The 19,499-nt window shown below is 74.8% G+C and carries 18 protein-coding genes; 12 read left to right on the forward strand and 6 right to left on the reverse strand.

Annotated features, from left to right (window positions below; genetic code table 11):
* Positions 1-422: 422 nt before the first annotated feature.
* A complete protein-coding gene (locus tag OG286_RS09330; protein ID WP_396319884.1) occupies positions 423-1,331 on the reverse strand; it encodes a LysR family transcriptional regulator in 909 nt (302 codons plus the stop codon).
* Positions 1,332-1,402: 71 nt separating this feature from the next.
* Here OG286_RS09330 and OG286_RS09335 point away from each other — a divergent pair, with 71 nt between their 5' ends.
* The gene (locus tag OG286_RS09335; RefSeq protein ID WP_396319883.1) at positions 1,403-1,999 is read left to right on the forward strand and encodes a maleylpyruvate isomerase family mycothiol-dependent enzyme; all 597 of its coding nucleotides are present in this window, start codon (positions 1,403-1,405) and stop codon (positions 1,997-1,999) included.
* Positions 2,000-2,346: 347 nt separating this feature from the next.
* On the opposite strand, the gene OG286_RS09340 is transcribed toward OG286_RS09335, so the two are convergent.
* Positions 2,347-3,114: a dienelactone hydrolase family protein gene (locus OG286_RS09340; protein WP_405362301.1), complete on the reverse strand. Its 768-nt coding sequence runs from the start codon at positions 3,112-3,114 to the stop codon at positions 2,347-2,349.
* 154 nt (positions 3,115-3,268) lie between these two features.
* Complete coding sequence (locus tag OG286_RS09345; RefSeq protein ID WP_405362299.1) at positions 3,269-4,117, reverse strand: alpha/beta fold hydrolase; 849 nt, start codon at positions 4,115-4,117, stop codon at positions 3,269-3,271.
* Positions 4,118-4,175: 58 nt separating this feature from the next.
* On the opposite strand from OG286_RS09345, the gene OG286_RS09350 reads away from it, so the two are divergent.
* Positions 4,176-4,655 carry a MarR family winged helix-turn-helix transcriptional regulator gene (locus tag OG286_RS09350; protein WP_405362297.1) on the forward strand — a complete coding sequence of 160 codons (480 nt, stop codon included), beginning with the start codon at positions 4,176-4,178 and terminating at the stop codon, positions 4,653-4,655.
* Positions 4,656-4,758: 103 nt separating this feature from the next.
* Here the strand turns inward: OG286_RS09350 and OG286_RS09355 are convergent, their stop codons facing one another.
* Complete coding sequence (locus OG286_RS09355; protein WP_405362295.1) at positions 4,759-5,160, reverse strand: VOC family protein; 402 nt, start codon at positions 5,158-5,160, stop codon at positions 4,759-4,761.
* Between the two features lie 35 nt (positions 5,161-5,195).
* Positions 5,196-6,080, reverse strand: coding sequence for a (2Fe-2S)-binding protein (locus tag OG286_RS09360; RefSeq protein ID WP_405365019.1), 885 nt, complete (start codon positions 6,078-6,080; stop codon positions 5,196-5,198).
* A 155-nt stretch (positions 6,081-6,235) separates the two neighbouring features.
* Between OG286_RS09360 and OG286_RS09365 the strand changes: the two genes are divergently transcribed.
* The 10 genes from OG286_RS09365 (at position 6,236) to OG286_RS09410 (ending at position 18,838) form a co-directional block, all read left to right on the forward strand.
* Positions 6,236-7,270 (forward strand): FecCD family ABC transporter permease, encoded by a 1,035-nt coding sequence (locus OG286_RS09365; RefSeq protein WP_396319877.1) that lies wholly within the window; start codon positions 6,236-6,238, stop codon positions 7,268-7,270.
* Complete coding sequence (locus OG286_RS09370; RefSeq protein WP_396319876.1) at positions 7,267-8,310, forward strand: FecCD family ABC transporter permease; 1,044 nt, start codon at positions 7,267-7,269, stop codon at positions 8,308-8,310. The genes OG286_RS09365 and OG286_RS09370 overlap by 4 nt, the downstream gene beginning before the upstream one ends.
* A complete protein-coding gene (locus OG286_RS09375; protein ID WP_396319875.1) occupies positions 8,310-9,185 on the forward strand; it encodes an ABC transporter ATP-binding protein in 876 nt (291 codons plus the stop codon). The genes OG286_RS09370 and OG286_RS09375 overlap by 1 nt, the downstream gene beginning before the upstream one ends.
* Positions 9,186-9,322: 137 nt before the next feature.
* A complete protein-coding gene (locus tag OG286_RS09380; RefSeq protein WP_405362290.1) occupies positions 9,323-10,336 on the forward strand; it encodes an ABC transporter substrate-binding protein in 1,014 nt (337 codons plus the stop codon).
* Positions 10,337-10,436: 100 nt separating this feature from the next.
* Positions 10,437-11,765, forward strand: coding sequence for an acetyl-CoA carboxylase biotin carboxylase subunit family protein (locus OG286_RS09385; protein WP_396320151.1), 1,329 nt, complete (start codon positions 10,437-10,439; stop codon positions 11,763-11,765).
* 80 nt (positions 11,766-11,845) lie between these two features.
* Positions 11,846-13,600 (forward strand): IucA/IucC family protein, encoded by a 1,755-nt coding sequence (locus OG286_RS09390; RefSeq protein WP_405366040.1) that lies wholly within the window; start codon positions 11,846-11,848, stop codon positions 13,598-13,600.
* A complete protein-coding gene (locus tag OG286_RS09395) occupies positions 13,597-14,841 on the forward strand; it encodes an MFS transporter (RefSeq protein WP_405365021.1) in 1,245 nt (414 codons plus the stop codon). Before OG286_RS09390 ends, OG286_RS09395 begins: the two co-directional genes overlap by 4 nt.
* Positions 14,838-16,580, forward strand: coding sequence for an IucA/IucC family protein (locus tag OG286_RS09400; RefSeq protein WP_396319871.1), 1,743 nt, complete (start codon positions 14,838-14,840; stop codon positions 16,578-16,580). Before OG286_RS09395 ends, OG286_RS09400 begins: the two co-directional genes overlap by 4 nt.
* Entirely contained in the window at positions 16,577-17,827 is a 1,251-nt protein-coding gene (locus OG286_RS09405; protein ID WP_396319870.1) for a type III PLP-dependent enzyme, read from the forward strand. Before OG286_RS09400 ends, OG286_RS09405 begins: the two co-directional genes overlap by 4 nt.
* Positions 17,828-18,040: 213 nt before the next feature.
* Entirely contained in the window at positions 18,041-18,838 is a 798-nt protein-coding gene (locus OG286_RS09410) for an inositol monophosphatase family protein (RefSeq protein ID WP_396320150.1), read from the forward strand.
* Positions 18,839-18,950: 112 nt separating this feature from the next.
* Here the strand turns inward: OG286_RS09410 and OG286_RS09415 are convergent, their stop codons facing one another.
* The gene (locus OG286_RS09415) at positions 18,951-19,439 is read right to left on the reverse strand and encodes a cytochrome P450 (protein ID WP_396319869.1); all 489 of its coding nucleotides are present in this window, start codon (positions 19,437-19,439) and stop codon (positions 18,951-18,953) included.
* Between the last annotated feature and the right edge of the window lie 60 nt (positions 19,440-19,499).

Consider the following 19,499-nt stretch of genomic DNA (forward strand, 5'->3'; position numbering starts at 1 on the left):
TGGTAGAGCAACGCGTCTCGAATGGCTCCGGCAACCAACCCCGGTGCGACCACCACACCGTGCTCAACCCACGTCACCATGCGCTGTCCATCGACTTCCTCATGCAGGACGACGATCGCCGCGCCGGGCTCGTCGTTGGGCGCGACCACCCAGCGATAACGCTCCCCGTCGACGACAATGACCCGCGTTCCCTTCTTTGCTATAGCCATGCAATGCAGCTTTTCAGGTGTTCCGCCGCCTCACCAGCTCGCGCAGATCAGTCCGGCCTGCACCGGTGCTCCGCGCGAGATACCGCTGCCGCTCCGCGCCTTCGGACGCTCCCGGGTCTCAGCCTGCCCCCGAAGGTTCCGAACGCGGGCCGGACCGGCCCGCCGAGCGTTCGGCCGTGGCCGGCCGGCACGGCGGAGCGGCTCGGAGCGCGATCAGCCCGCCCCCACCGCCGGGAACGCCTGGCGCAGCCGGGCCAGCAGTTCCCGCGCCGCCGGGCGGGGCGGGCCGTCGGTCTGCCAGGCGAGGGCGATGCGGCCGCGGGGCGCCGGGTCGGTGAGCCGCCGGGTTTCGAGGCCCAGGGCGGCGGCGTACTCGGCGGGGAGGTCCGGCACTACCGCCACCCCCAGGCCCCGGGAGGCGAGTTGGGCGAGGAGGGCCGGCGACGACGCCTCGAAGGCGATGCGCGGCCGGATGCCGGCCTGGGCGCAGGCGCGTTCGAGGGCAACGCGCAGGCCGGTGCCGCGCGGGAGGCTGATCAGGGGGCGGTCGGCGAGGGAGGCCACGGGGAGACGGTCGGCGGCGAGGAGGGGGTCGCCGGCGGCGGTGGCGGCGACCAGCGGGGTGTCCACCACCACCTGGAATTCGAGGCCCCGCGGCGGCCGTTCCTCCGCCACCCCGGCGATCGCGATGTCCAGCTCGCCGCGACGCAGGGCGGCGAGCATCTGCTCGGAGGTGGACTCGCTCAGCGAGATCTCGACGCCGGGGTGGTCGCGGTGGAAGCCGGCGAGGAGTTCGGCGACGGCGAACTCCTCCGTCGCCGCCCCCGACACCAATCCGATCGTGACCTGTCCACGCACCAACCCCGCGTACTCGTCGGCGGTTTGCCGGATGCCCTCGACCGCCGCGAGCGCCGCCCGGACGTACGGGAGGACGGCCTCGCCCACCTCGGTCGTGGTGACGGTCCGACCCGAACGGTCGAGCAGTCGGTGACCCAACTCCCGTTCAAGCCGCCGGATCTGGGCACTCACGCCGGGCTGCGCGAGGTGCAGGCGCGCCGCCGCCCGGGTGAAGTTGGCCTCCTCGACCACGGCCTCCAGGTACTGCAACTGACGAAGCTCCATAACCAGGAATGCTAGCGATCATAAGAACCGGCTCTTGGACTTATGGTGCGGGCCCGGGCAGCCTGGTGATCATGGGAAGCAGCACCGCATCGACCGTCCGGGCCGCCATCGCCGCCGAGCGCCGCGAACTCGCCGACGTCCTCGACAGCCTCACCGAAGCGCAGTGGGACGCCCCCTCGCTCTGCGCCGGATGGCGCGTGCGCGAGGTCGCCGCGCACATGAGCCTGGGGTTCCGCTATTCACTCCCCCGCACCGCGCTCGAACTCGCGCGGGCAGGCGGCAGCCTGCACCGGATGACGGACCGCACCGCCCGGCGCGACGCCGCGGCGCTCGGCCCGCGCCAACTCGCCGACGCCCTGCGGGAGAACGCCGGTCACCCGTGGACTCCGCCGGTCGGCGGGTTCACGGCCGCGCTCGGGCACGACGTCGTCCACGGTCTGGACATCACCGTCCCGCTCGGCCTCGACCGCCGGGTGCCCGCCGACCGTCTGCGCCTGCTCCTGGACGCCGTCACCCCGCGCAGCCTCCGCTTCTTCGGCGCACGACTGGACGGAGTGGAGCTGCGCGCCACCGACCTCGACTGGTCGTACGGCAGCGGCGGACGCGAGGTGGCCCGGCCGGCCCGGGAGCTGCTCCTGCTGGCCTACGGGCGGAAGTTGGCCGAGTGACCCGGGCCCGACGGCCGGGTGCCACACGGGCGGGCTGCCGGCCGGGTGCCACACGGGTGGGCTGCCGACCGGGGGCCGTCGGGCTGCGAGGCGTCGGGCTGCGGGCCGTCGGGCGCAGTGAGCCGGACGGGACCTCCGCCCCGACGAACGGAAGATCATCTCAGTGTGCGTCGGCCGCCGCCCGGGCGACGCCTCGGGCGGCGGGGAGGTCGTAGGAGCGCCACTGATCGAGGGGGAGGTCGGCGAGGGACATGGGCAGGAGTCTGGCACGGGCCACTGACACGGCCGCCCCGCCGAGGAGCGGGACGTCCACCCGAACGGCCTTCTGTTTCTCGGCCGCCCCGGCGTCAGAACGCGCGCTTGAGCAGGGCGAGCAGCGCGTCCCAGTGCCGGGCGGCCGCCTCCGGATGGTAGGCGGCGGTGTCGGCCTGGGTGAAGCCGTGCGACGCGCCCTCGTAGACCTCGCAGGTGTGCCGGACGCCGGCCTCCGCCAGGGCCTCGGCCAGGCGGTCGATCTGGTCGGCCGGAAGCGACGGGTCCTGGTCGGCGTGCCCGAAGTACAGCTCCGCCGTGACCTTGCCGGCGACCAGGTGGGGGCTGTCCTCCTCGTCGGTGGCGAACATGCCGCCGTGGAAGCCCGCCGCCGCCGCGACCCGGTCGGGGCAGGCGCCCGCGGTGCGCAGCGCGAGTTGGGCCCCGAGGCAGTAGCCGGTGATGCCGACCGGCCCGTCGACCGTGAGCGGCGAGCGGGCCAGCCAGTCCAGGTACGCGCCGGCGTCACGGACCGCCTGCTCGGCGGTGAACGACGCCATGATCGGGCCCAGCTGTTCCAACAGGGTCGGGTCGGTGGCCGGGTTGATCAGCTCAGGCCGTTCGGGCAGCGCCACGACCGGCGCGCGGCCGAGCCGGTAGAACACGTTGGGCACCAGCACCGTGTAGCCCTCGGCGGCGAGCCGCTCGGCCAGCGACTCCAGGAACGGGCGGAGTCCGAAGGCGTTCATGTAGAGCAGCACGGCGGGGTGCGCGCGGCCGTCGTCCGGGTGGGCCAGGTAGGCGTCGGCGATGCCGTCCGCCGCCGGGATGTCCACGCTCGTACCACGCACGGCAATCGTCACGGTCGGGTCTCCTCGGTGCTGCTGGGCGGTTGGGACGGCCGGGCGGGCGGGAGGTCGCCGCATCCGGCCCGGAGATTATCGACGCCCGGGTGCGGCCCGTCCATGCAATTCCCGCCGCGGCCCGGGCCGGGCGCAGCCGCCCGCGCGGCGCGGACTAGCCGCGGGCGACGGCGCGCAGGAACGACGTCAGGTGCGCGTTGAACTCCTCCGGCCGCTCCATGTTGGGGTAGTGCGCGGTGCCGTCGAGCTCGACGGTGCGCCCGTCGGGGACGGCCGCGATGAGCCGGGCGGGCATGGCCAGGTGGTCGGCGCTGTCGAGCGCGCCGTTGATCGCGAGGACGGGAACGGCGATGGTGGCCGCGCGGGCCCAGGTGCCGGTGACGGGCACCCGGTGGTCCGGCTCGTCGGCGGTGTGCTTGAGGAGCGTGCCGAGGGCCATGGCGCGCTGGAGTTCCAGCACGTCGCGGTCGACGTCGGCGGTTGAACGGTGCGGTCCGGGAAGGAACTTGAGGAAGGCGTCGACCCAGCCGTCGACGTCGCCCGCGGCCAGCGCCCGGCTCCATTCGGCCAACACGCCGAGGGTCCAGGGGTCCTGGAAGTCGGGCTCGCTGGTGCCCGCCCCGCTGACCACCAACGCGCGGACCAGGTCCGGGTGTTCGAGGGCGGTGTCGACGGCGATGCCCGCGCCCATCGAGACACCTACGAGCGGGACGGGCCCGGTGCCGAGGTGGCGCAGCAGGGCGGCGAGGTCGTCGCAGGCGCGGAACGGGCGGGTGGCGTTGGCGGACTTGCCGTGACCGCGGACGTCCGGCGCGATGACCCGGTACTCCGGAGTGAGGGCGGCCAGCTGGGCGTCCCACATGCGGTGGTCCAGGAAGCCGCCGTGCAGCAGGACCACCGGCCGGCCGGTCCCGGCGTCCCGGTAGGCGAGTTCGCCGTCGCCGGTCGTGAACGACGAGAGGTTGGTGACAGCGGCGTCAGGGGTTCCAGCGGCGTCAGTCATGACAACCAAGGTGCCATCCTGACCGGAGAATGGCAACCAGGGTGTCATGATGGTGCCCATGCAGGAACACCCGCTGGAACCCGACGAACTCGCCCACCGCCTCACCGAGGTGTTCGACCTGGTGGGCCCGCTCTACCGCCGGGTGCTGCGCAAGGTCGAGCAGGCCGCACCCGCCGAAGGCCTCTCGGTCGGCGTGCGGGCCGTGCTGAACCTGCTGGGCGAGCACGGCCCGATGACCGTCCCGCAGATGGGCCGCGCGCAGGCACTGAGCCGGCAGTTCGTGCAGCGGATGGTGAACGAGGCGGCAGCCGACCGGCTCGTCGAGGCCGTCCCCAACCCGGCCCACCGGCGCTCCTCGCTGATCCGGCTCACCGACGACGGGCGGGCCGCCATCGCCGCCGTGACCACGCGCGAGCGCGCGCTGATGCGCCAGGCCGGTGGCGGCCTCACCGACGCCGAGGTGACCGCCTGCGTGAAGGTGCTCGGCGAGATGCTCGCACTCTTCGACGATGTGGATGTGGACGGGCGGCTGGACTGAACTCCGGGCGGACGGCCCACCGGCCGGGCGGGCAGGCACCGGCCGGGCGGGCACCCGGGATGAGCGGGAGGTCGGGCACTCCGACGCCCGGGCCGTCAGGCAGTCAGGCGGCCCAGGTGCGCGTGCAGAGCACCAGGCGGTAGCCGTCCGGGTCGCTGACGGTGACGCCGAACTCGTCCCAGTACGGGTTGTGGGCGGGGACGCGGGTGCCGCCGGTGACCTCCAGCCGGGCGACGAGGGCCTCGTCCACGGGCGCGCCCAGGTAGAGGACGAAGAGGTCGTCGACGGTCGGGGCCGGCTCGACGGGGTGGTCGGGGTCGTGGGTGAGCTCGAAGTGCCAACTGCCGCCGGGGAAGCCGACCATGAGCAGGTCGTGCTCACCGGGAACGTGCTCGGTGGTGCGCCAGAGCACGGAGAGGCCGAGGCCGTCGACGTAGAAGCGCTCGGCGGCGGCGAGGTCCCGGGAGGGGCGGGCGACCCGGACGTGAGTGATGGAGTCGATCATGTGACCGATCGTACCGGTCGCGATGTGAGCAGGCGTCAGAGCCGCTGCAGGCGCTCCTCGTCGGGCGTCCGGGGGCAGGTGACGCAGGCGGAGTCGGGGCGGATCGCGTAGTAGAGGCAGCAGCCGAGGCGGGTCCGGGTGGGGTGGCTCCGGCCGTCCGGGCCGCACAGCGTACGGAAGGCGGCGGCCCCGAGGAGGGGCTGGGTGCCGCCGGGGAGGACGGCCCCGGCGGCGGCGACCGCCTCGGCCTCCCCGGTGGCGACGGCCTCCCCGGCTCCGGCAGCACCGCCAGCACCGCCAGCACCGCCAGCACCGCCGGCGGGCGCGGTGACGCCGGCCTGCGCGTCGAGCATCCGGCCGAGGTACCAGATCGCGGAGGCCAGGTCATCCGTGACCATGCCCCAGAGTGCCCGGGCGCCACGGCGGGTGGGCGCGGCGAAGGCCGTGAGCAGCGGTTCGACGTGGGTGACGACGGCGGCGCGCAGTTCGGCACGGAGTTCGTCCTCGCCCGGGAGCGTGACGTGGGCGCGCGGGCGCAGGGCGAGGACGCCGGTGGGGGCGTGCAGCCAGAGGTCCGATCCGTCGATCACGGGGACGCGGCGGGCGAGGTGCCAGGGTCCGGCGATCAGGACGCAGACCGACCACAGGTAGTGGTGCAGCAGCCGGGACGCGGCGACGTGCGGGCGCGGGGCGGTGCCGTGCTCGGCGGCGACCGGGGCGATCCGGGTGGCCTCGCCGGCCAGCGCGGCTTCCAGGGCCGTGGGGTCCGCGGCCAGTTCGGCGGCGGAGTACCAGCCCTGAGCACGCGTCGGGGCCGGTTCGCCGTCCGCGATCAGTGTGACCTGCAGGACGGGGCAGAGGTCCAGCAGCCGCCGGTAGTCCGCCCGGAGAGGAGAGGGGCTCCGGCTGGTGGCGGGCATGGGTGCAGGTCCCAAGATCATCGGCACTCCCGAGATCGGATAAGGTGAGGCTCACCTTATAGACATCCGGAGGCCGCTCCGACTGCGCCACCCCACTCGGATCGCTCCGGCCGGACTTGACGAGATTAGGTTTGCCTAACCTAATATCTTGTCTCGTGTTCACCACCGACCCACCGGCCGCCACGGCCCCGGCCCCGCCTCGGACCTCGGCGCTCCGGCGGCCCCTGCTGCTGGCCGCCGGAGTCACCGCACTCGTGCTGTGCGCCGCGCTGAGCCTCGTGCTCGGCTCCCGCGCCATCCCGCTCTCCACCGTGATCGACGCCCTCACCGGCTCCGGATCCGGCGGCGATGCCGACGTGGTGACGGGCCTTCGGGTCCCTCGGACGATCATCGGCCTGGTGCTCGGCGCGGCCCTCGGCGTCGCCGGGGCGGTCGCCCAAGGCGTCACCCGCAACCCGCTCGCCTCGCCGATCACCCTCGGGATCAACGCGGGCGCGAGCTTCGCCGTCGTCGCCGCGATCTACACCTTCGGGCTCACCCGGCCGGTCGAGTACGTCTGGTTCGCCTTCGCCGGCGCGGCCGTCGCCGCCGTGGCCGCGTACGCGATGTCCCGGCGCGGCGGGGATCTCGACCCCGTCCGGCTGGCACTCGGCGGCACCGTGCTCACCGTGGTCCTCACCTCGTGGACGTCGGCGTTGATGCTGGCCAGTCACCGCACCCTGGACGAGGCCCGGTTCTGGCTGGCCGGCTCGATCGCCGGGCGGCACCTGGACACCCTGACGCCCGTCCTGCCGTTCCTCGTCCTCGGCCTGGTCGGTGCGTTCGCCGTCGCCCCCGCACTCAACGCGCTGGCGCTCGGCGACGAGGCCGCGCAGTCGCTCGGCGTGCCGGTGGCCCGGATCCGGGTGCTCGGCGGGCTGGCCGTCGTGCTGCTGGCGGGCGGCGCGGTCGCCGTCGCCGGGCCGGTCGCCTTCATCGGGCTGGCCGCGCCCCACCTCGTCCGGCCGCTCCTCGGCAACGACCACCGCTGGCTGCTGCCCGGCTGCCTGATCGCCGGTCCGGTGCTGCTGCTCGCCGCCGACGTGCTGGGGCGCGTGGTGGCCCGGCCGTCCGAGATCGAGGTCGGCATCGTGACCGCCTTCCTCGGCGCGCCGCTGCTCGCGGTGCTGGCCCGGAAGGTGGCCCGATGAGCGTCCTCACCCCGAACCCCCCGGCGGGCACCACCATGGCCCGGCGCCGGGCCAGGACCGCCGCCTGGTCGTTGGTGGCCGCCGCGCTGCTCGTCCTGCTGACCGGCATCGCACTCGGCACCGGCCAGGTGAAGATGTCCGTCTGGGACGCACTGCGCGCCCTGGCCGGGCTCGGCGACGCCGGAAACGTGCTGGTGGTCCAGGAGTTCCGCGCACCCCGGGTGGTCTCGGCGCTGATCGCCGGTGCCGGGCTGGCGGTGGCCGGCTCGATGCTGCAGCGGCTCTTCCGCAACCCGCTGGCCTCCCCCGACACCATCGGCGTCACCGGCGGCGCCTCCTTCGGCGCGGTACTGATGCTCGCCACCGGCGCCTCGCAGGAGCTGATCCCGCTCGCCGCGCTCGGCGGCGGTCTGCTGGCCGCACTGCTGCTCGGCGGGTTCGCCTGGCGCTCGCGGATGGCCGTGACCCGGCTGGTGCTGGTCGGTCTGGCGGTCCAGCAGGGCCTGGCCGCCGCCGTGAACCTGATGATCGTACGGTTCCCGGCCGAGCTGGCCTCCTCCGCGATGCAGTGGACCACCGGATCGCTCTACGGCCGGGACTGGACCGAGGTCCGGATCGGCGGCGCCGCCATCGCGCTCACCGCGCTCGCCGTGCTGCTCGCCCAGCGGCGCGTCGCCGTGCTCGACCTCGGTGACGACTCGGCCGGCGGGCTCGGCCTCGACCCGGGCCGCGACCGGGTGCTGCTCCTGCTGCTCACCATCACGCTGGCCTCGCTCGCCGCCGCCCTCACCGGACCGGTCGCCTTCGTCGCCCTCGCCGTGCCGCACCTGGTCCGGCTGCTCGCCGGCCCGCCCACCCTCGGCACGCTCGGCCTCACCGCCCTCACCGGCGCCGTGCTGCTGCTCTCCTCCGACCTCCTCGTGCTCCACGTGATCCCCGTCCACGGCCTGCCGGTCGGTGCCGTCACCGCCACGCTCGGCGCGCCCTGGCTCCTGGTGCTGATGATCCGCCAGGGCCGGCTTCCCCAGAGGAGCAGCTGATGACCGCCGACCCCACCACCATCGACGGGACCACCACCGCCGCCGTCGGGACCGCCGGCGCGCCGGCCAACCGCCTGGCCGCCCACGGACTGCACCTGCGCTACGGCAACCGGGTGATCGTGGACGGGCTGGACCTGGAACTGCCCGGCGGCGCCGTCACCGCGATCGTCGGCCCCAACGCCTGCGGCAAGTCCACCCTGCTGCGCGGCCTCGTCCGGCTGCTCGACCCCGCCGCGGGCACCGTCACCCTGGACGGCTCCGACATCCACCGGATGCCCGCCCGGGCACTCGCCAAGCGGATGGGGCTGCTGCCCCAGCAGCCGGTCACCCCCGAGGCGATCACCGTCGAGTCGCTGGCCCGGCTCGGCCGCTTCCCGCACCAGCGGATGCTCAGCCCCTGGTCCAAGGCCGACCAGGCGGCCGTCGAGGACGCACTCGCCCGCACCGGCACCGCCGAGCTGCGCGACCAGCAGGTCGACCGGCTCTCCGGCGGCCAGCGCCAACGCGCCTGGATCGCGCTCGCCCTCGCCCAGGACACCGACCTGCTGCTGCTCGACGAGCCGACCACCTTCCTCGACCTCCGGCATCAGCTGGACGTCCTCGACCTGGTCTCCGACCTGCACGCCGAGGCCGGGCGCACCGTCGTCATGGTGCTGCACGACCTCGGGCAGGCCGCCCGGTACGCCGACCACCTGGTCGTGCTCAAGGACGGCCGCCTCGCCGCCGCCGGGGCACCCTCCGAGGTGCTGACGGCCGACCTGGTGGAGGAGGTCTTCCAGGTGCCCTGCCTGGTCGTACCCGACCCGGAGACCGGCACGCCGCTGGTCGTGCCGCGGGCCCGGACCAGGCCGCGCACCGCCGCCGTCACCAGCTGACGGCCCCCCTCCTCCGGCCGCCCGCGCTCACCCGCGGGCCGCCCCCGCCCCGCCCGGATCCGTCCGGCGGCGCCCGGATCCGTCCGGGCACCCGCCGGACGCGTCCGACCACCCCGCCCCAGAGACAAGGAACCGCCTTGAACCGCTCCAGCCGCGCCCGCAGGCTCCCCGTCGCCGTCCTCGCCGCCGCGCTCTCCACCACCCTGCTCGCCGCCTGCGGCAGCAACGGTGACACCAAGGACGCCGCCAAGCCGGCCGGCGACGCCGCCGCGGCCGCCGGGTCCGCCGCCGTCTTCCCCCGCAGCGTCAGCCACGCCGCGGGCACCGCCCAGATCAAGGCCCAGCCCAAGCGCGTCGTGGTCCTGGACAGCGGCGAGCTGGACGACGTCACCCTGCTGGGCATCACGCCGGTCGGCGCGGTCTCCCCGCACATGAGGACCGAGGGCGGGTTCCCGAACTACCTCAAGGACAAGATCAAGGACACCAAGGACGTCGGCCCGATGAACGAGCCGAACCTGGAGCTGATCGCCTCCCTCAAGCCCGACCTGATCCTCTCCTCGAAGGTCCGGCACGCCAAGGTCTACGACAAGCTCAACGCCATCGCGCCGACCGTGCTCGCCGAGACCACCGGCTTCCCCTGGAAGGAGAACCTCGCCCTCTACGCACAGGCGCTCGGCAAGGAGGCCGAGGCCAAGAATGCGCTCGCCGAATACGAGGCCCGCGCCGCCAAGCTGGGCGAGGCGATCAAGGCCAAGAACGGCGGCAAGGAGCCGACCGCCTCGGTCGTCCGCTTCGTGGCCGGCCCGACCCGCCTGTACGCCAAGTCGTCCTACAGCGGCGTCGTGCTGAAGGACGTCGGCCTGGCCCGCCCGGCCTCCCAGGACGTGGACCAGAACATCATCGAGGTCAGCGCCGAGCAGATCAACCAGGCCGACGCCGACCTGGTCTTCGTCACCGTCGCCGACGACCCGACCAAGACCAAGGAGAGCGAGGTCCAGGGCACCCCGGTCTGGCAGGGCCTGAACGCCGTCAAGAACGGCAAGGTCTTCAACGTGCCGGACGAGACCTGGATGTCCGGCATCGGCGTCCAGGCCGCCGACGCCATGCTCGGCGACATCGCCGGGGCCGCGGGCGTCGACGCGCCCAAGTAGCAGCCGGCCAGTACCCGTTGACGTTCGGGGCGGGCCATGCGGAGCCCGCCCCCCGGGGACCGCCCCGCTCCCCCACCCCATGGAGAGGACCCGCGCCGACATGCGGCTCTACCTGCTCGCCCTCAACCCCACCGACTCCGTCACCCAAGGGTTCCTGCCGGCCGCCGCCCGGCTCGGGCTCGAGGTCACGGTGCTCACCGACCACGCCGAACCCCACCGACGTGCCTACGCCGAGCTGGAGTCCGCGCCGGAGGTGGTGGAGTGCGACGTCCGGGACTTCCGTGAGGTGATCGGACTGATCACCCGGCACCACACCCCTGGGCCCGACGCCGGCCGGACCGCGGGTCCCGTCACCGGTGCCGCCCGAGCCGTCACCATCGCCGACACCGGAGCGGACACCGACACCGGCGCCGGCCGGGCCGCGGGTGCGCCGTTCGCCGTGTTCAGCAACAGCGACCACCTGCAGACCCAGACCGCCCTCGTCGCCGGGTACTTCGGGCTGCCGGCCAAGGACTGGAAGGCCGCGCTGCGGGCCAAGAACAAGGGCGAGCTGCGCCGCCACCTCGCCGCCGCCGGCGTGGACACCGTCCGCTCGGTCGAGCTCGACCCCGGACAGGACCCGTCCGTACTGGGGGAGGCGGACCTTCCGTACCCGGTCGTGGTGAAGCCGCGGGAGGGCGTCGCCAGCGAGGACGTCACGCTGGTCGCCGACGCCGACGAGCTGGTGCTGCGCTGCAAGGAGATCCAGCACCGGCGGCCCGGCGCCGCGCTGGTCGTCGAGGAGTTCCTGGACGGGCAGCTGTGCACCCTGGAGACGCTCGGCGACGGGCGGCGCCGCCACGTCCTCGGCGGCTTCCGGACCAGGCTCTCCCCGCCCCCGCACTTCATCGAGGAGGTGCTGGAGTTCGTCCCCGCCCACCCGGACGCGGTGGTCGAGCAGGTGCTCGCCCAGCTCGACGCGATCGGCGTCGGACTCGGCGCCTGCCACACCGAGTTCGTCGTCCAGCCGGACGGCCGCGCCCGGATCATCGAGGTCAACTACCGCGCCATCGGCGACCAGTGCGACCTCATGCTCGCCGAGATCCTCGGCATACCGCTGTTCGAGCACATCCTCACCGCCCACCTCGGCCGCGAACTGCCCGCCGACCTCGCCGAGCGCTGCGCCGCCACTCCGCTGCGCGCCCGCAACGAGGTGGTCTGCGCCGACCGCGCCGGCACCCTCACCGCCGCCCCCGGCCCGTACGACGAGGAGCGCGACGGCGTCCGGCTCGCCTACCGGCCGCTGCGCCCGCTCGGCGAACGGCACGAGCACTACCGCACCAACCGGGACTACCTGGGCGTGATCTGGGCCGTCGGCCCCGAGCAGACCGCCGTGGCCGCCGCCGTCGCCCGCTTCGTCGCGGCCAACCGCTGGGAGATCACGCCGTGACCACGTCTGCCGACAGGGATCCTGCCGCCTCCGCTACTTCCGGAGCCCCCGCCACGTCCGAGCGTTCCGGCGCCGCTGCCGTGCCCGAGCGGTCCGCAGCCCCCGCCGCGTCCGACGCCCTGGTGCTCCGGGTGCTCTCCGCCCTGCTGCGCGAGGACGTACTCGGGCTGCGCACCCGCAGCACCGCCGAGGACCGGCCGGACGGCCGCTGGCTCGTCCTCGCGGACGCCCGCCTGGCACTGCCCGTCGACGCCGACGGCTTCCAGAGCGAGTACGCCGCCCGGCTGCCGCTGCTGGAGCTGGACGGCGCCCGGCTCGCCGGCCTGGACCCCGTCGTGACCGCCCTGGCCGGCCTCGCCGAGGCGCAGGACCGGCCCGGCTGGACGGCCTTCGCCGAGGAGTGCCGGCAGACCCTCGCCACCATGGAGCTGCACGACCGCGCCCGGGCCGGGGTGCACGCCGCGCTCACCGACCTGTACGGCTCGGACCCGGCGCACTGGACCGGCCCCGCCGCCGCCCTCGGCCACGACACCCTCGCCGCCTACCTCGACCACCCGGTCTACCCGACCGCGCGCGGCCGGTCCGGCCTCACCGACGCGCAACTGCGCTCCTACGCACCGGAGTTCCACCCGTTCTTCGAACTGCGCTGGCTCGCCGTGCCCGCCGGGGAGCTGACCACCCACGGCGACCGGCCGCTGCCCGGCTGGTGGCCCGCCCCGACCCGGCTCGGCCTCGACCTCCCGGGCGGCGACGCGGCCTGGGCCACCCTGCCGGTCCACCCGCTCACCGTCGGCGCACCACTGGCCGAGGCCCTGGACGCCTCCGGCCTGGCGGGCCGCGCCGTGCTCGCCGGCCGGCCGTACCTCACCGTGCTGCCCACCCTCTCCATGCGGACCGTGGCCGTCGCCGACGACCCCGTCCACCACCTCAAACTCCCGCTCGCCACCGCCACCCTGGGCCGGCTCAACCGCCGCACCATCAAGCCCGGCACGCTGCTCGACGGCGCCGCCGGCCAGCGGCTGATCGAGGCCGTGCTGGAGCGCGAACCGCGCTTCGCCGGCCGGATCCTGCACGCCGACGAGCAGAGCTGGGCACACGCCGGGCACGAGCTGCTCGCCGTGCTGCTCCGCCGCTACCCCGCCCAGCCCGGCGGATCCGTCACGGTGCCGCTGGCCGCCCTGCTGGCCCCGGCCCCCGGCGGCCGCCTGGTGATCGACCACCTCGCCGACCGCTTCCACGGCGGTGACCCCGTCGCCCTCTTCGACGCCCTGCTGGAGCTGCTGCTCGACTGGCAGACCACCCTCTTCGGCTACGGCATCGCCCTGGAATCCCACCAGCAGAACACCTCCCTGGTGCTGGACGAGGACGGCGGCCTGCGCCTGCTCTACAAGGACGACGACGGACCGCGCGTCCACACCGCCCGGCTCGCCGCCACGCTCGGCGAACTCGCCCCCGGACGCGACGAGTTCGACGACGCCAGGATCTTCGGCGGCGACGACCGGCCGCTGACCGACCTGTTCACCACCATCACCGGCCACCTCTGCACCGGCGCCCTCGCCTTCGGCCTGGCCGCGCACGGCCGCGGCGAACTCGCCGACCTGCTCGCCCTGTTGCGCAAGCGACTGGCCGAGGCCGTCGACCGGACCGGACCGGCCGGCGAACCGCTGCGCACCGCGCTGCTGGACGCCGAACGGCTGCCGGTCAAGGCCATGGTCACGGCCGGGACCCTGCTCACCAAGCAGCGCTCGGGCGCCTCGGACATCAACAAGCACTACACCGACGGCCCCAACTACCTGCTGCCGCCCGCCTCCTCCCCCCCGGGAAGGCTCCGATGACGGTCGACGCGCTCGCCGCGCACTCCGGGAGCGGCACCGCCCGCACCAACGGGCTCGGCCGGCGCCAGGTGCACGCGGTGGCCGCCTGCTACTTCGTCGCCTCCTTCGCCGCGCTCGGCCTGCCGCCGTACCTGACCGCCATCCTGCCCACGCTCGGCGACCCCCAGGGCCGGTGGGCCGGCGTGCTCTACATCGTGCCGACGGTGTTCAGCGGCCTCGGCGCCCCGCTCTGGGGGCGGCTCGCCGACCGGTTCGGCCGCAAGCGGCTGCTGCTCCGCGCCCAACTCGGGCTCACCGTCTCGTTCCTGCTGGCCGGCGCCGCCGACAGCCTGCCCGCCTTCACCCTCGCCCTCGTCCTCCAGGGCTTCCTCGGCGGCACCTTCGCCGCCACCAACGGCTACCTCGCCGCCGCGCTCGACGGTTCGCAGCTGTCCCGGGCGCTCACCCTGATGCAGGGCAGCGCGCGGGCCGCGCTGGTCGCCGCGCCGATCCTGGTCGGCGTGCTCTCGCCGTGGATCGACCCGCACCGGCAGTACCTGCTGATGGCGGCCCTGCCGCTGGCGGCCGCCGTCCTGCTCTCGCTGCTGCCGGAACCGGGCCGGCCGGGCCGGCCGGGCGAGGAGGAGGGCCCGTCCGGCGACGGGCCGCCCGTCGCGGGCGCCGGGCCGGCCGGGCGGGCGCCGCTCGCCGTGCTCTACACCTTCGAGTTCGCCTTCGTCTTCGCGACCGTGATCTCCTTCCCCTATCTGATATCCCTGGCGCAGGAGCGGCTGCCCGGCGTCTCCGGGACCACGACCGGCATACTGTTCGCGATACCCCACCTGTGCTACCTGGCCTTCGCCGCCCGCACCCACACCGCCTTCCTCACCCGCCCGCACACCGGCATCGCGCTCGGCTTCGGCTTCGTCGCGCTGGGCCTGGCCGGGCACGCCGTCGCCCACTCGCTGGCAGCCTTCGTCGCCGTCCGGCTGCTACTCGGCGCCGGGCTCACACTCGGCCTGGTCTGCCTCTCGGTGCTGGCCGCCGAGGCCGCCCGCGGCCGGGCACCGGGCCGGATGTTCGGCACCCTCGAATTCATCTCCAAGGGCGGCGCCGTGGCCGCCGGCGCCGTCGCGGCGCTGGCCAACGGCCGGTTCGGCGCCGCCTCCCCCGTGCTGGCCGGCACCGCCGCCGCACTGCTGGCCGCCGCCGCGGCCGTACTGCTCGCCGCCCCCTCCCGCAAGCGTTGGAGTCACCGATGACCCACGAACTCCCCACCGCCGACCACGCGGTGGCCCACACCCTGCTCAACTGCCTGCTGCGCGAGGTCTCCGCGCCCGAGCACCAGACCGCCGTCACCGACGGCCGCCTGCTGCTGCGCCTCCCGCGGCGCGGCGCCCTGCTCCGGATCGCGCTGCGCCGCACCTCACTGCTCGGCGCACACCGCTTCACCGGCCCGGTGCAGGAGGAACGGGGCGACGTCTGGACCGAGTTGGACTGGCGGACGCTGGCCGGGTACGTCCGGGACGAACTGGAGCTGCGCACCGGGACGTCGAACGAGGAGTTCCTCGGCCAGCTGACGTCCAGTCACGAGGTCGTCCGGAACGCCCTGGAGTACCGCCCGGCACCGGGCGCGGACCGCTACCTGGAGTCCGAGCAGGCCCTGCTCTTCGGCCACCGGTTCCACCCCGCGCCCAAGTCCCGCTCTGCCGAGCGCGGCGACTGGCCGTCGTACGCGCCTGAGTCGCGCGCGGCGTTCCGCCTGCGGTACCTGGCCGTTCGGGAGGAGCTGATCGCCGAGGGCTCGGCGGACCGGACGGCGACCAGGCTCCTCGACGGCCTGCCGGACGGCGCGCACGAGGTGCCGGCCGGCTACCGGCTGCTGCCCGCCCACCCCTGGCAGTACCAACTGCTCACCGACCACCCGCTGTTGCGCGGTGCGCTGGAGCGCGGCGACATCCTGGACCTCGGCCCCGGCGGCGAGCCGTTCACCGCCACCGCCTCGGTCCGCACCCTGTACGGCGCGGGCGCGTTCCTGAAGTTCAGCCTCAACGTGCGCATCACCAACTGCCTCCGCAAGAACGCCGCCTACGAGCTGACCGGCGCCGTCGCCCTGACCCGGCTGCTCGCTCCCGCGCTGGCCGACCTCGCCCAGCGGTTCCCCGACGCCGCGATGCTGCGCGAACCGGCCTTCCGCACGCTCGCCCTGCCCGGCGCGGACGGCCTCCCGGACCGCGCCCTCTACGAGGGGTTCGGCCTGATCGTCCGCGAGGGCTTCGCGGACGTCCTCCGCCCCGGCGTCACCCCGCTGCTGGCCGCCGCCGTCGCCGACGAGCACCCGACCAGCTCCGCCCACGTCTCCGCGCTGCTCGGGCCGGACGCGACCGTGCAGGACGCCCTGGACTGGTGGACGGCCTACCTTCGGCTGCTCGTGCCGCCGGTGCTCGCGGCCTACTTCGACCACGGCGTGGTGCTGGAACCGCACCTGCAGAACGTGCTGATCGGCGTGGACGCGGCCGGGCGGCCGGCCCAGGTGCTCTTCCGCGACCTGGAGGGCACCAAGCTCGTCCCGGACCAGAACGCCGCCCTGCTCGCCGCGCTGCCGCCCGAGGTGGCCGGCCCGATGGCCTACGACGCCGAGCGCGGCTGGGACCGCGTGGTCTACTGCCTGCTGGTCAACCACGTGGCCGAACTGCTGGCCGCCCTCGCCGACCTCCACCCGGAGGCGGAGGGCGCGCTCTGGGAGGCCGTCCGGCGCGTCCTGGAGGAGTACGCCGCCTCCCACGGCCGCCCGCCCAGGCTGCGCGCCCTGCTCGCCGGGGTGCCGCTGCCCGCCAAGGCCAACCTGCTGACCCGCTGGGAGCGCCGCCCGGACCGTGAGGCCGGCTACGTCCGGCTGCCGTCCCCGCTCGCCCGCACCGTCCTCGCTGAGGCCGCGCACCTGCCGGCGCCGGGCGTGCGGACGCCGGCCCCGCGGACGCCGGCCTGGAGTGCCCGATGACCGCCCCCGACCGTGTGGAGGAGACCCCGATGACCGACGCCGTCCGCCGGCACGTCGCCGCACTGGCACCGGACGCCCTGCCCGCCTTCGTCTACGACCTCGCGGCGCTGCGCGCGCACGCCGCCGGCGTCCGGGCCGCGCTGCCCGCGCGCGTCGAGCTGTACTACGCCGCCAAGGCCAACCCCGACGCGCCCGTGCTGACCGCGCTGCGGGACGCGGTCGACGGCTACGAGGTCTCCAGCGGCGGCGAGTTGGCGCACGTCCGGGAGGCCGTGCCGGGCGCGCCGCTGGCCTTCGGCGGGCCCGGCAAGACGCCCGCCGAGATCACGGCCGCCGTGGACGCCGGGGTGCACCGCTGGCACGTGGAGAGCGAACAGGAGCTGCACCGGCTCGCCGCCGTCCTGACCGACGACCGGCCGCAGGCCTCCGTGGACGTGCTGCTGCGGGTCAACCTCCCGGTGGGCTCGGGCGCGCTGGACGCGGTGGCGCTCGCGATGGGCGGCCGGCCGACCCCGTTCGGCCTGGACCCGGACCGCGCCGAGGCCTGCGCCCGCCTGCTGACCGATCCGCTCGGCCCCTTCGCCCCGCTCCGCCCGCGGCTGCGGCTGCGCGGCGTGCACGCGCACCTGGCCAGCGGGCTGGCGGCGGCCGGGCAACTGGCCCTCGCCGAGCAGATCGTCGGCTGGGCGGCCCGGCTGGCGCAGCGGCACGCGTTCACGCTGGACGAGGTCAACGTGGGCGGTGGCATGGCCGTCGACTACGACGACCCCGGGGCGCGCTTCGACTGGGCGGAGTTCGGCGAGGGCCTGGGCAAGCTGCTCGACCGGCACCCCGGCCTGACCCTGCGGATCGAACCGGGCCGCGCCCTCACCGCCTACTGCGGCTGGTACGCCACCGAGGTGCTGGACGTGAAGCAGAGCCACGGCGAGGACTTCGCGGTGGTCCGCGGCGGCACCCACCACCTGCGCACCCCGGCCACCCGCGGCCACGACCAGCCCTTCGCCGTGCTGCCGGTCGACGCCTGGCCACACCCCTGGCCGCGCCCCTCGGTCACCGCCGGCCGCGCCACCCTGGCCGGCCAGCTCTGCACCCCGAAGGACGTCCTCGCCCGCGCCGCGACGAGCGCGGACGGCCTCCGGACGGCGGACCGGGTGCTCTTCGCGATGGCGGGCGCGTACGGGTGGAACATCTCGCACCACCACTTCCTGATGCACCCCCGGCCGGGGTTCCACTACCTGGGCGGGTGACGGCCGGCAGCTGGCGGACGGCGGCTCACGGCTGGCGGACGGGGACGGGGACGGGGACGGCGGCGAACAATCTTCAGCCGACAGATTTTGAATGCTGTCACCCGGTCGACCACCGGCAGCCGTCGCCCGCCCCCCGCCCGAGGGGGCTGCCGCAGGTCACCACCGCACAAGCGTGCGAGAGTGGTAGCCAGCGAAGGGAGCGCGCACGTGCTGATGGACAGGGTGGCCGAGATACTCGCCGAGGCGTCGGCCGAGGTGGTGGAGCCGCGGTTCCGGGCGCTTGCCGCCGGCGAGGTGATGGAGAAGGCCCCCGGCGAGGTGGTCACCATCGCCGACCGCGAGGCCGAGGTGATCATCGAGCGGCGGCTGCGCGAGCTGCTGCCCGTCCCGGTGGTCGGCGAGGAGGCCGTCGCCGCCGACCCCGGGCTCGCCCGGGCACTGCACTCCGAGCCGGCCGTCTGGCTGGTCGACCCGGTGGACGGGACGTCCAACTTCATCGCCGGCCGCCCCGAGTACGCCGTGATGGCCTCGCTGGTCCGCTCGGGCCAGACCGTCGCCGCCTGGATCTGGCAGCCCGCCACCGCCACCGGCTACACCGCCGAGCTGGGCTCCGGCGCCTGGCGCAACGGCCACCGCCTCACCCGGACGCCCGCGCCCGGCGAACCCGCCAAGTGGTGCGGCTCCGTCAAGAGCCGCTTCCTGGACCCGGCCCGGCGCCGGCAGGTGGAGGCCAACGCCACGGCGTTCGGCGAGGTCACCCCCGGCCGGCACGCCGCCGGGATCGAGTATCCGGACATCGCCGAGGGCGCCCTCGACTTCATCCTCTACTGGCGCACCCTCCCCTGGGACCACGCCCCCGGCTCACTGCTGGTCGCCGAGGCCGGCGGCGTCTCCGCCCGCCTGGACGGCAGCCCCTACCGGCCGGAGGCTCCGGGCGGCGAGGACGGCCTGCTGGTCGCCGCCGACCCGGAGTGCTGGGAGCGCACCCGCGACATCCTGCTCGGCCGATAGGCCCTCCCGGCACCGCCCTCGCCCTGCGGGCGCCCGGCCTGCGACTCCGGCCTCCGGCCTCACCGGAAGGCGGGTCCTCCCACCTGCCGACCGGCCTCGGCCGTCGCCGGTCTCACCAGACGACCGGCAGCCGCTTGATGAACCCGGACCGCCAGGCCAGCTGCTCGACCGGCAGGGCGAGCCGCAGGCCCGGCAGCCGCTCGACCAGCGCCGTGATCGCGAGCGCGGCATGGGTGCGGCCGAGCGCCGAGGCCGGGCAGAAGTGGCGACCCCCACCGAAGGCCAGGTGCGGGTTGTCGGCCCGGTCGAAGTCGATCTTCTCCGGATCCGGAAAGACCGCCGGGTCGTAGTTGGCGCCCTCGATCAGGACGAGCACGAGCTCGCCCTGCTTCACCTCCACCTCGCCGAGCCGCACATCCGCCAGCGCGATCCGGGGCAGTGCGTCGCCGATCGACAGGTTGACCCGGAGCAGCTCGTCCACCGCGCGGCCGATCAGCGCGGGCTCCCGCCGCAGCCGCTCGGCCAGGGCCGGCTGCTGGGCCAGGTAGATGATCGCGTGCAGCAGGAAGGAGGACGTCGAGACGGCGCCCGCGCCGAACAACGTATGTCCACGGAGCCTTTTCGGGAGCGGCCGAATATCCCCCGGACAGCATGTCACGCC

Source organism: Kitasatospora sp. NBC_00039 (genome assembly GCF_045160625.1).
In the GTDB taxonomy this organism is placed as follows: domain Bacteria; phylum Actinomycetota; class Actinomycetes; order Streptomycetales; family Streptomycetaceae; genus Kitasatospora.

Coding starts and splice junctions, on each gene's coding strand:
- OG286_RS09345 (WP_405362299.1), bottom strand. CDS start 4,117: ATGACTGACGCCGCTGGAACCCCTGACGCCGCTGTCACCAACCTCTCG.
- OG286_RS09400 (WP_396319871.1), top strand. CDS start 14,838: ATGACCCACGAACTCCCCACCGCCGACCACGCGGTGGCCCACACCCTG.
- OG286_RS09385 (WP_396320151.1), top strand. CDS start 10,437: ATGCGGCTCTACCTGCTCGCCCTCAACCCCACCGACTCCGTCACCCAA.
- OG286_RS09350 (WP_405362297.1), top strand. CDS start 4,176: ATGCAGGAACACCCGCTGGAACCCGACGAACTCGCCCACCGCCTCACC.
- OG286_RS09355 (WP_405362295.1), bottom strand. CDS start 5,160: ATGATCGACTCCATCACTCACGTCCGGGTCGCCCGCCCCTCCCGGGAC.
- OG286_RS09370 (WP_396319876.1), top strand. CDS start 7,267: ATGAGCGTCCTCACCCCGAACCCCCCGGCGGGCACCACCATGGCCCGG.
- OG286_RS09375 (WP_396319875.1), top strand. CDS start 8,310: ATGACCGCCGACCCCACCACCATCGACGGGACCACCACCGCCGCCGTC.
- OG286_RS09360 (WP_405365019.1), bottom strand. CDS start 6,080: ATGCCCGCCACCAGCCGGAGCCCCTCTCCTCTCCGGGCGGACTACCGG.
- OG286_RS09405 (WP_396319870.1), top strand. CDS start 16,577: ATGACCGCCCCCGACCGTGTGGAGGAGACCCCGATGACCGACGCCGTC.
- OG286_RS09335 (WP_396319883.1), top strand. CDS start 1,403: ATGGGAAGCAGCACCGCATCGACCGTCCGGGCCGCCATCGCCGCCGAG.
- OG286_RS09330 (WP_396319884.1), bottom strand. CDS start 1,331: ATGGAGCTTCGTCAGTTGCAGTACCTGGAGGCCGTGGTCGAGGAGGCC.
- OG286_RS09395 (WP_405365021.1), top strand. CDS start 13,597: ATGACGGTCGACGCGCTCGCCGCGCACTCCGGGAGCGGCACCGCCCGC.
- OG286_RS09410 (WP_396320150.1), top strand. CDS start 18,041: ATGGACAGGGTGGCCGAGATACTCGCCGAGGCGTCGGCCGAGGTGGTG.